The organism is Yoonia sp. (assembly GCF_017854415.1).
Taxonomy (GTDB): Bacteria; Pseudomonadota; Alphaproteobacteria; order Rhodobacterales; family Rhodobacteraceae; genus Yoonia.
Window position 1 is genome coordinate 1 of sequence record NZ_JAFMHR010000034.1, and the last position, 11,208, is coordinate 11,208.

Below are 11,208 nucleotides of genomic sequence, written 5' to 3' on the forward strand. Positions count from 1 at the left end.
CAAGGGTCAAGGCACAAGCTGCCTCAAGATCGTCAGATGTGACACTATCCCTGCCCAAAAGCGCTGCATGGGCGCGCGCCGCGCGCAACGCGAACAATGGCGCGCGCATGCTGTCGATACCCAGTTCCAGCGCGGTACGAATGATTTGGGGCAGCATATCAGATGGGACAAAGACGTCATTTAACCGAACGGAATGTTCCTTTGGACCAGCTGTGTCGGTGTCGCTAATCGTGCAATTGGACAGATCAAGATGGAATGCAAAACGCTCTGCCAGTTTGGGATTTAGCACTTCGTCCGGTTCCGCACCTTCGTCCAAAGCAATCAGAACATGGCCTTGGTTCTTATCCAAAGCGACGGCTAAACGCGCGGCCAATCCAGTTGTTGCACGCTCTGCCATTACCAAAACGAGTGTCCCTGGCGTCGCAAGAATCCCTTTTTCCTGCACTAGCTGCCCTGACGCCAAAGTGGCCGACAAGTCCAGACCACCAAATAGTGCCTCGTCTGATATTGTCGGATGTAGTTTGCGGGCCTTGGGATCAAAGTGTTTCACCAGCTGATCGCGCACAGGCCCAGACCGCGCACGCACGCAGATACCGCCCAGCCCCGGGTCAAGCTGCAATAGCTGCAGCGCCAGTTTTGCACGGGTCCAAATATCGCTAGCCAAGGACTTCTTCCACTGTCCGTGCAACACGTGTGCCGCTGCCAGCTTCGTCCAATGGATCGCGGCGCAAACGGTGACGCAGCGCCATTGGGGCCATATCCCGGATATGGGCACGCGTCAGTGCGGTGTCATCGCGCCAAGCAGCGTATGCGCGGGCGGCTTTTAGCAATGTTAACTCGCCGCGCAACCCGTCAGACCCCAAAGCCAAGCAAAGCTCTGCCACGTCCGTAAGCATCTTTTCGGGCGTTTTTAGCTTTGTTAGACTCTTTCTAGCTGTCAAAATTCGATCTCTGATTGTCGCGTCTTCGGCCTGCCAACGAAGCATGAATGCGGCATTATCATTCTCGAACGCATCACGGCGCTTGATGACCTCGACCCTTGTTGCGACCTCTTTTGGTGACGCGACTTCGACGGACAAGCCAAAACGGTCCAGCAATTGCGGACGCAGTTCACCTTCTTCCGGGTTTCCTGATCCGACCAGCACAAAACGTGCCGGATGACGGATTGAAAGGCCTTCGCGCTCCACGACATTTTCGCCTGATTGCGCCACATCGAGCAGCAAATCGACAATGTGATCCTCGAGCAGGTTCACCTCGTCGATATAAAGGTATCCACGGTTGGCACGGGCCAATAGACCGGGCTGAAATGCTTTCTCGCCTTTGGTCAGCGCCTTTTCGATATCCAGCGCACCTGTCACGCGGTCCTCGGTCGCGCCAAGTGGCAGGTCGACGACGGGAGTGGGCATTTGATGGGCGCGTTTCGACACTAATCCGGCCCAATCTGGCACATCTTTGGCTGCTGCACTGTTCACGGGGCAGCCTTTGATCGCCTTGATCGGGGGCAGTAATGCCGCCAGCGCGCGCACGGCTGTCGATTTGCCAGTCCCGCGATCACCGAATACCAAGACGCCGCCGATGCTGGCATCGATGGCAGTCAGGATCATTGCCTGTTTCATTTCTTCCTGACCGACGATGGCGGAGAATGGGAATGGGGTCATAATGTTGTCTCAAGCTTAGCTAGGGGTGAGGTGCCGTTCCACGTTCCACGATCTGAATGAACGGCAAAGCGGGCGTAAAGTTCTTCGCGAAACCAGCCTTCGTCGCGCACGGCACGAATGGCTTCCGCATGGGGCCCGGTGCGGGCAAATCCGGCCATTGCCTGCTCAGACGGCCAAATAGAAAATGTGATCTGATGCAGCATCGGAACTTCGCCGATGCCGATCTTAAAGGCGACATTGGGGTCTTTGCCAATCATCACCGAGATATTCGGCACGCGCCGCCAGAACCGCTTCAGAATGCTGGGCTTGATGGTCGCGCGCGTTAGGGCGGCTAACGGGCCTGTTGATTGCGCGCCCGATGGCTCAAACGGTGTCTGCCCCGACCATGCGCCGCGCGCGGTCTGCGTTTGCAAAAAGACGGTCCAGCTTTCGCTGGCTTTCGCTTGGTAGCGCGCAAAAACCCCCGTCTGTGTGCGATCGCGCGCGGTTTCCGCGTTAGGCCAAGTAGCGAGAATTGCATAGACAGCGGTGTTTGGTACGGGGGTGAACCCTTCGCCAGTTCCCGACCCGCAAAGTTTCCAAAAACCAATGTCAGGAGTGCGGCCAAGAGGGAGACGTGCGCCGCCCATCATCGTCAACGCCCACACGCGGGCCAAGGGCCCGGCAAAGCGGAAGAATGATAGGCTAACGGTCTGAGTCACTGGCGGAACCTCGTGATGTGTCAGGAATTTCTGACACATTTCGTCGCATATGGGAAGGTATTCACGATAAGAATTGTCAACTTGCGTTTACACTATTAGAGTCGAGCAATGATGACAGACAATCAAAACGATTCAAATGCGGCAATTGTGATTGGTGCGGGATTGGGCGGACTTGCCGCTGCAATGCGCCTTGGTGCCAAGGGCTATGCCGTCACCGTGCTGGATCGTTTGGATCAACCCGGCGGTCGTGGGTCATCTGTGACCCAAGATGGGCATCGATTCGATTTGGGGCCGACGATCATTACTGTGCCTCAAGTATACGAGGGCCTTTGGGCTGCCTGTGGTCGCGATTTTCACAAGGATGTTGATCTGCGTCCGATGGATCCGTTCTACGAGGTCCGCTGGCAGGACGGTTCGAAATTCACTGCCCGCCAAGATACCGAGGCTATGCTGGCAGAGGTCGCACGTCTTAGCCCTCGCGATGTGAAAGGCTACAAGCGTTTCCTTAAGGATAGCGAGCGTTGTTATAAGGTTGGTTTCGAAGGCATGGTCGCCAAGCCGATGCACCGCATGTGGGAAACCATCAAAGTTCTACCGCAGTTCGCGATGTTGCGCGCCGATCGGTCTATCCTTGGTCTGGCCAAGGCCCGTGTCAAAGATGCCCGTTTGCGCATGGCGCTGTCGTTTCACCCGCTGTTCATCGGCGGTGACCCGATGCATGTGACGTCAATGTATTCGCTGGTGGCCTATCTCGAGAAAGAGTTTGGCGTGCACTATGCGATGGGCGGCGTGCAAGAAATTGCGAACGCCATGACCCGCGTTATTCAATCCCAAGGCGGGCAAGTCCGCCAAGGTGTTGAGGTCGATGAGATTCTGATCGAAGATGGCGCCGCGACGGGGGTTCGGCTTACAAATTCAGACACTATTCCAGCCCAACTCGTGGTTAGTAATGCTGACGCAGGTCATACGTACCAGCGCCTTTTGCGCAATCATCCCCGCAAACGCTGGACCGATAAAAAGCTGAAATCACGCCGCTGGTCGATGGGTCTGTTTGTTTGGTATTTCGGTACAAAAGGTACTGCAAAGATGTGGCCGGATGTTGGCCATCACACGATAACGAACGCGCCGCGCTATGAGGGGCTTCTTCGCGACATCTTTATCAAGGGCAAGCTGTCCGACGACATGAGCCTCTATATCCATCGCCCCGCAAAGACCGATCCAAGCGTCGCACCTGCCGGTGATGATACGTTCTACGTCCTGTCCCCCGTCCCGCATCTAGGGTTCGATGATGCCGTTGATTGGGAAAAGGAGCTCGAGATTTATAAGGCCAAGGTGCAGGCAGAGGTCGAAAAGACCTTGCCGGGTTTTGCCGAACTTATCAGCACCGAAATGGTGCTCACGCCCGAGGATTTCCGCGATCGTTACTTGTCACCCAACGGGTCTGGTTTCTCTATCGAGCCGCGCATTCTGCAGTCGGCGTGGTTTCGTCCGCATAACATCAGCGAAGAGGCCAAAGACTTGTATCTGGTGGGCGCTGGTACCCATCCCGGTGCGGGCGTGCCCGGCGTGATTTCCAGTGCAGAAGTCCTGGCGAAAATGGTGCCGGATGCACCTGTGATAACCAAGATGAAAGTGGCTGCCGAATGATCCATCCAGATGATCTAGCGCATTGCCATGAAGCGATCCGTCATGGGTCGCTGTCGTTTCATGCGGCCTCAAAATTACTGCCGACAAAGGTACGCGATCCAGCGCTGGCGCTCTATGCGTTTTGCCGTTTGGCAGATGATGAAGTTGACGAAGGCGATCATCAGGCTGGTGCTGTTTTGCGTCTGCAAGAACGGCTGGACGCGGCCTATGCGGGCAAGCCGCACAATGCACCCGAAGACCGCGCCTTTGCCGCAATAATCGAAGAATTTGATATGCCTCGCGCCTTGCCCGATGCCTTGCTTGAAGGTCTTGCGTGGGACGCTGCAGAGCGTCGATATGAAACTTTAAGCGGTGTTAGAGACTATTCCGCCCGTGTGGCCAGTGCGGTTGGTGCGATGATGTGCGTGCTTATGCGTGTCCGTGACCCTGATGCGTTGGCGCGTGCTTGCGACCTTGGCGTTGCGATGCAACTAACGAATATCGCGCGTGATGTTGGTGAAGACGCGCGGATGGGGCGTATCTATCTGCCGCTCGATTGGCTGGCAGAAGCTGGCATTGATCCAGTGAATTTTGTACGGGACCCGCTGCCGACGAATGAGGTGCGCAAGATGGTAAAGCGTCTGCTTGCCGAAGCGGATCGTCTTTATCTTAGATCAGAGGCGGGGATTAACGTGCTGCCGTTGCAGGCGCGGACAGGGATCTGGGCGTCGCGATTGATTTATGCAGGCATTGGCAAGCAACTTCGCAGTCAAGGCTACGACAGTATCTCGATGCGCGCCCGCACAAGTGGTCGCCAGAAACTGGGTTGGGTCATGCAGGCGGGCGCGCGCGCTGCCACATCGCTGATCATGCCAAAATCTGCGGTTGTTTACGCTAAACCACTGCCCGAAGTTGCGTTCTTGGTCGATGCGGCTAGCCGCGCGCGGCCTGAACAGGCGCGTTCGACCTCTGTCCTTGATATCTTGGCCGAGTTGAAAGCACGCGAAGCAGCCATTGGAACTGACCGCCCGATGGCATAAGTGTAGCGGGTACCTTGAAAGGGACCGCTATGGATATCTGGCTATTTTGTTTGTTTCTCGCGGCGACCTTCGGGGCTGGTGCCACCGGTGCGCTGTTTCCGACAGGTGAATGGTACAAAAGCCTGAACAAACCAACATGGACCCCACCGAATTGGGTCTTTCCTGTGATGTGGACCTCGATCTACCTATTGGCGGCCTTTGCAGGCGCGCGGGTCGCAGGAATGGAGGGCAGCGGATATGCGTTGGCGTTCTGGGCGTTGCAGATCGCGTTTAACACGCTTTGGACACCGGTGTTCTTTGGGCTGCGCAATTTGCGGGGCTCTGTGCCGATCATGGTTTGCCTTTGGATTGCCGTTCTTGGGGCCACGATAACACATATGCAGTTGGATCTGTGGGCGGGTCTGGCGTTTTTGCCTTATCTGGCTTGGGTCACGGTAGCGGCAGCTTTGAACGTCACAATGGTGCGTTTGAACCCTGATCAAATACCTTTGAAGCTGCAGGATCTTGATCCCTCTTGAACGTCTCCCCAAACGGTGAAACCATTGGGGATGGAAAATCACATCAAATCATGGGCCGAAGTTGCCCCCCGTTTGGTCGCTGTCGCAGCAGGCCGCGAAAAGGCTGATCTGGTCATTCGCGGCGGTAAGCTGGTGAATGTGCAAACACGAGAAATTCTTGATGGCTGGCAGGTTGCCGTAGCCGAAGGGCGCTTTGCCTATGTTGGTCCTGACGCGTCGCATTGCATCGGTGACAACACCCGCGTGATCGAGGCCGAAGGGCGATATTTGATCCCGGGCCTTTGTGACGGGCATATGCATATCGAAAGCGGTATGCTGACCCCTGCTGAATTTGCTGCAGCCGTCATTCCGCATGGCACAACGACAATGTTCACAGACCCGCACGAGATTGCGAATGTATTGGGCTTGCGCGGTGTGCGCATGATGCATGACGAAGCACTGATGCAGCCCGTCAATATCTACACGCAGATGCCGTCCTGCGCTCCTTCTGCCCCTGGCTTGGAAACGACAGGCTTCGAGATTTCAGCTGAGGACGTGGCCGAGGCAATGGCTTGGCCCGGTATCATCGGTCTGGGCGAGATGATGAATTTCCCTGGTGTGATCAATGGCGATCCCCAAATGCTTGCTGAAATGGCCGCCACCATGAACGCAGGTAAAACAGTAGGCGGGCATTATGCGTCACCTGATAAAGGCATCGCGTTTTCGGCCTATGTTGCAGGCGGTGCGGCAGATGATCACGAAGGCACGGCAGAGGCTGACGCACTGGCCCGCGTCCGCAACGGGATGCGGTCGATGATGCGCCTTGGGTCGGCATGGTACGATGTCGAAAGCCAGATAACGGCGGTCACTGAAAAAGGGTTGGACCCGCGGAATTTCATTCTTTGCACCGATGATAGCCACTCTGGCACGCTAGTGAACGAAGGACATATGAACCGCGTTGTGCGACATGCAATCGCCTGTGGCTGTGATCCGGTGATCGCTTTGCAGATGGCCACGATCAATACGGCCACGCATTTCGGGTTAGAACGCGAGATTGGCTCAATAGCGCCCGGGCGGCGGGCGGATATGATTCTGACGTCTGATTTGACGACCTTGCCGATAGAAGAAGTGATCGCGCGCGGTCAAACGGTTGCCAAAGGCGGCAAGATCACCGTGGATTGCCCGCACTACGATTGGCCTGCTGATGCCCGCGATACGGTGCATATGGGCAAAGTGTTGGATGATAGCGATTTCGCCATTCATGCACCGAGCGGAAAAAACTCTGTCCTTGCAAAGGTCATTGGCGTTGTCGAAAATCAAGCCCCCACCGAAGCATTGACCGCTGAACTGTCTGTTGTTGATGGGTTGGTTGAAGGTCAGGATGACGTTTATCAGATCGCGCTTGTAGAGCGGCATCAAGGGACGGGCAAAGTCGTTAACGGTTTTGTATCTGGTTTCGGATATCAAGGGCGGATGGCTATGGCGTCGACCGTTGCACACGATAGCCACCATATGATTGTGGTTGGAACCGACCGCACCATGATGGCTGCGGCAGCAAACCGATTGGGCGAGGTTGGCGGCGGCGTGACTGTGTGGAAAGACGGCGCGGAACTCGCATTGGTCGAACTACCTATCGCCGGCCTGATGTCTGACAGTCCAGCAGCGCAGGTCGCCGCGAAAGCTGACAAGATGGTTGCGGCTATGGCCGAATGTGGTTGCACATTGAACAACGCATATATGCAGCATTCATTGCTGGCGCTGGTTGTCATCCCATCGTTACGGATCTCTGATTTGGGCTTGGTGGATGTCGACAAATTTGAAATTACCGAATTATTCGAGGAAAACGCATGAACGTGGCCCCGCAAGTGTCAATTAGGACACCAGATGTCCCCAAGCACGAAAGCTTTACCGATCCCAAGCTGGCTGTCGCCCGTCTTCAGGAAATTTACCAGACAGCCGTCAAATTCCTATCCGAGAATTTCGTAAAGGCCTTGTCCGAAGGGCAGCCAGAAACCCGTGTACGTGCCTTCTATCCTGAAATCAGGTTGACGACGACGACTTATGCCAAAACGGACTCGCGCTTGTCGTTTGGCCACGTGGCAGAACCGGGGATGTACGCGACGACAGTTACCCGCCCTGATCTATTCGCGGCGTATCTGGAACAACAGATTGGTTTGCTGCTGCAAAGTCACGGCGTGCCCGTCGTGATTGGCCCTTCGACGACAGAAATGCCGGTGCATTTTGCCGCCGCCAATGATCCGGCGCTGACAGTGCCGCATGACGGATCAATGGAATTCAACCTACGCGACAACTTTGATGTGCCGGATTTAAGCACGACCCATGATGCTATCGTTAACGGTCAGGGGTTCACCTACGCTGATGGTGCATTGCCACTGGCGCCCTTTACCGCGCAGCGTATTGATTATTCGCTGGCGCGGCTGGCCCACTATACCGCCACCGCAGCCGAGCATTTCCAGAACCATGTTCTTTTCACGAACTACCAGTTCTACGTCGAAGAATTCGAAGGCTATGCGCGCCAGATGTTGGCCGATCCTGATAGTGGCTACACGAGCTTTGTCAGTACCGGAAACATCGAGATCACGGACCCTGATACCCAAATCATAACGCCCGCGAAATTGCCGCAAATGCCGACGTACCACCTCAAGCGCAAGAACGGCGGCGGGATAACTTTGGTCAATATCGGTGTCGGTCCGTCCAATGCAAAGACAGCGACAGATCATATTGCAGTGTTGCGTCCGCATGCATGGTTGATGGTGGGTCACTGCGCTGGCTTGCGCAATTCACAGCGCTTGGGTGATTTCGTACTGGCGCACGCGTACCTGCGCGAAGATCACGTGTTGGACGATGACCTGCCCGTTTGGGTTCCGATCCCTGCGCTTGCTGAAATCCAGATTGCGCTGGAAAAGGCAGTGGCAGATGTGACCGCTCTAGAAGGCTTCGAGTTGAAGCGGATTATGCGGACCGGCACGGTCGCCACCATTGACAACCGCAACTGGGAACTGCGTGAACAGGCAGGTCCTGTGCAGCGGCTATCGCAGTCGCGCGCCATTGCATTGGATATGGAAAGTGCGACTATTGCAGCCAACGGTTTCCGGTTTCGGGTCCCTTACGGCACGCTTCTTTGTGTCAGTGACAAGCCGCTGCATGGCGAGTTAAAACTGCCCGGGATGGCTTCTGATTTCTATAAAACACAGGTCGCGGCGCACTTGATGATAGGAATTCGGGCTATGGAAGCCTTGCGTGAAATGCCGCTAGAACGGATTCACAGTCGGAAATTGCGTAGTTTTGAAGAGACGGCCTTCCTCTGAGGCAACAAAAACGCGAAAAACAGCGTATTTTATTAGGTAATGTAACACTAATCGTTGTGGTCACACACAAGATGCCGTTAAATGTGCGGGTAATAGGCCCTACTGCTGGGGCGATTGAGGGAGACCAGAAAAATGGCGACTAAACCACTGACAAAAGCGCAGCTTGTAACTGCACTGGCCGAAGAAACAGGCATGGATAAAAAAGCTGCCGGTGCTGCATTGGATGCGGTGACAGGCATCATCACCAAAGAAGTATCCGGCGGCGGCGCTGTGACACTTCCTGGCGTTGGCAAAATCTATTGCCGTGAGCGTCCAGAGCGTATGGTTCGCAACCCTGCCACGGGCGAGCAGATCAAGAAAGACGCTGACAAGGTTGTCAAAATGACAATCGCCAAAGCGCTCAAAGACAGCGTGAACGGCTAAGCTATTCGGCCATTGGCCAGTTGCGAAGTTAGGAAAAGGTCGCCCCGAACAGGGCGGCTTTTTTCGTTTCCTATGAAGGTTGCGCGGCGCGCTCTGCAATCCGAAGGCAAAGCGCCGTCGCTTTTTCCATATCCTGAACCGATATCCATTCTAGCGGTCCGTGTATGTTCTGCATCCCCGTGAACAGGTTCGGACAGGGCACGCCCATTTCGGTCAGGCGCGATCCATCCGTGCCGCCGCGAATTGGGACAGATTGTTCTTCGATGCCCAAATCAGCTAGGGCGGCGCGTGCAAGATCAACAGGTGTCATGTCATCCTCCAGCCAGTACCGCATGTTCCGGTATTGCGGCGTGATCTTGCAGTCAATTTCTGCACGCGGTTCTGTCGCCGCGATCGTTTCGCAGACTTGTCGGACCAGCGCGCCTTTAGCCGCCAACCCGTCCAATTCAAAGTCGCGTAGAATGAACCGAACCACCATTTCGGCGGCGCTGCCTTTCATGTCGACCGCATGGATGAACCCTTCATGGCCGTCTGTTGTTTCAGGGGTCAATGTCGTGTGCGGAAGGGTGTCAACGATCTTGGACGCGAGGTGGATCGCATTGACCAGTTTGTCCTTGGCAGTGCCCGGATGGATCGAAACGCCTTTGACGGCCACAACTGCAAAATCAGCCGAGAATGTCTCATAGACGACTTCGCCCAAATCACCGCCATCGAATGTGTAGGCGAAATCGACACCAAGGTCCTTGGGCAAGTTTTCATCAACACCGCGCCCAATTTCTTCGTCGGGGGTAAAAGCCACACGGATCGTCGGTCGCTTGATCTGCGGGTTTTCAAGAAGATGCCGTGCGGCTGTCATGATGATGGCGATGCCTGCTTTATCGTCAGCCCCCAAAAGGGTCAGTCCCGATGCAGCGACGATGTCATCGCCGACTTTCTGGGCGAGATAGGGGAAATCCTCTGGCGATAGCGTCAGATTCGGATCGTCAGGATAGGTGATCGCGCCACCGTTGTAGCCCTCGATCAACCGAGGCTTTACGTTTGTCGCATTGAATTGCGGGGCTGTGTCGACATGTGCCAAGAACCCGAGGGTTGGCCCTTCAACGTTTCCGGGGATCGTTGCAATGACGGTGCCATAGCTTGTCTTGGTGATTTCGGATGCGCCGATTTCGGTCAGTTCTTCCACCATAAGGTCAAGCATCTTGTGCTGGATTTGGGTGGACGGGGCGGAACTGCTGTCCATGTCGGATTGGCTGTCTACGGCGCAATAACGGATCAGACGGGCCTTCAATTCGGCGTTAAACTGGAACATGAAAACTCCTTGGTGAATGGGTATGAACAGGCATGACAGCCTTCGCAGAGTCAAGATAGGATCACGTCTTGGTTAAAGCCCTGAACCCCATTGCATTCAGGTGATCCGTTTGGCTAAGTCCTGTTCCAAAGGGGACCCTGATGGACATCAAAGCAATCGCGATGGGATTGGCGTTTGCGCTGATGTGGTCTTCGGCATTCACGTCGGCGCGGGTCATCGTGGAATACGCGCCGCCGCTGACAGCGCTAGCGCTGCGGTTCTTGGTCTCGGGCCTGATTGGTATCGGCATAGCTTGGCTTTTGGGGCAATCAGCGCGGTTAAGTCGTCGGCAATGGCTGGGTGTCGTGATCTTTGGGATTTGTCAGAATGCACTATATCTGGGACTGAATTTTGTTGCGATGCAAACGATCCCGGCGTCCTTGGCGGTGATTATTGCATCAACCTTGCCGTTGTTGGTGGCCGTTGCTGGATGGTTTGTTTTTGGAACAAGAGTTCGGCCACTTGGATTGGCGGGTCTAATCGCCGGCGCGATTGGCGTGGTGCTGATCATGGGTGCCAGAGTGCAAGGTGGCGTTGATCTTTTCGGTGTCTTGCTTTGTGTGATTGGCGTGATTTCGTTGACCGT

General features: G+C 55.4%; 10 protein-coding genes and 1 pseudogene. 7 read left to right on the forward strand and 4 right to left on the reverse strand.

Annotation, left to right across the window (positions count from 1 at the left end):
• From QZ197_RS05785 to crtA, 3 genes and pseudogenes are all read right to left on the reverse strand, one after another.
• A pseudogene (locus QZ197_RS05785) lies at nucleotides 1-664 on the reverse strand (magnesium chelatase ATPase subunit D); the annotation flags it as partial.
• Nucleotides 657-1,661, reverse strand: a complete 1,005-nt coding sequence (bchI, locus tag QZ197_RS05790; RefSeq protein WP_296430952.1) for a magnesium chelatase ATPase subunit I — start codon at nucleotides 1,659-1,661, stop codon at nucleotides 657-659. The pseudogene QZ197_RS05785 and the gene bchI, both read right to left, overlap by 8 nt.
• Entirely contained in the window at nucleotides 1,655-2,359 is a 705-nt protein-coding gene (crtA, locus tag QZ197_RS05795; RefSeq protein WP_296430926.1) for a spheroidene monooxygenase, read from the reverse strand. Before crtA ends, bchI begins: the two co-directional genes overlap by 7 nt.
• A 108-nt stretch (nucleotides 2,360-2,467) precedes the next feature.
• Here crtA and QZ197_RS05800 point away from each other — a divergent pair, with 108 nt between their 5' ends.
• The 6 genes from QZ197_RS05800 to QZ197_RS05825 all read left to right on the forward strand — a co-directional run bounded on the left by QZ197_RS05800 (nucleotide 2,468) and on the right by QZ197_RS05825 (nucleotide 9,274).
• Nucleotides 2,468-4,006 (forward strand): phytoene desaturase, encoded by a 1,539-nt coding sequence (locus QZ197_RS05800; protein WP_296430927.1) that lies wholly within the window; start codon nucleotides 2,468-2,470, stop codon nucleotides 4,004-4,006.
• Nucleotides 4,003-5,025: a 15-cis-phytoene synthase gene (gene crtB / locus QZ197_RS05805; RefSeq protein WP_296430928.1), complete on the forward strand. Its 1,023-nt coding sequence runs from the start codon at nucleotides 4,003-4,005 to the stop codon at nucleotides 5,023-5,025. Before QZ197_RS05800 ends, crtB begins: the two co-directional genes overlap by 4 nt.
• 29 nt (nucleotides 5,026-5,054) lie before the next feature.
• Nucleotides 5,055-5,543 carry a TspO/MBR family protein gene (locus QZ197_RS05810; protein ID WP_296430929.1) on the forward strand — a complete coding sequence of 163 codons (489 nt, stop codon included), beginning with the start codon at nucleotides 5,055-5,057 and terminating at the stop codon, nucleotides 5,541-5,543.
• A 30-nt stretch (nucleotides 5,544-5,573) separates the two neighbouring features.
• Nucleotides 5,574-7,373 (forward strand): adenine deaminase, encoded by a 1,800-nt coding sequence (ade, locus tag QZ197_RS05815; protein WP_296430930.1) that lies wholly within the window; start codon nucleotides 5,574-5,576, stop codon nucleotides 7,371-7,373.
• On the forward strand, nucleotides 7,370-8,851 hold the full coding sequence (locus tag QZ197_RS05820; RefSeq protein ID WP_296430931.1) for an AMP nucleosidase: 1,482 nt from the start codon (nucleotides 7,370-7,372) through the stop codon (nucleotides 8,849-8,851). Before ade ends, QZ197_RS05820 begins: the two co-directional genes overlap by 4 nt.
• Before the next feature lie 132 nt (nucleotides 8,852-8,983).
• Nucleotides 8,984-9,274 (forward strand): HU family DNA-binding protein, encoded by a 291-nt coding sequence (locus QZ197_RS05825; RefSeq protein WP_296430932.1) that lies wholly within the window; start codon nucleotides 8,984-8,986, stop codon nucleotides 9,272-9,274.
• Nucleotides 9,275-9,344: 70 nt separating this feature from the next.
• Here QZ197_RS05825 and pepT read toward each other — a convergent pair whose 3' ends face one another.
• Nucleotides 9,345-10,583 carry a peptidase T gene (gene pepT, locus QZ197_RS05830; protein ID WP_296430933.1) on the reverse strand — a complete coding sequence of 413 codons (1,239 nt, stop codon included), beginning with the start codon at nucleotides 10,581-10,583 and terminating at the stop codon, nucleotides 9,345-9,347.
• A gap of 140 nt (nucleotides 10,584-10,723) precedes the next feature.
• On the opposite strand from pepT, the gene QZ197_RS05835 reads away from it, so the two are divergent.
• On the forward strand, nucleotides 10,724-11,208 hold a 485-nt coding region (locus tag QZ197_RS05835; RefSeq protein ID WP_296430934.1), incomplete at its 3' end, for a DMT family transporter.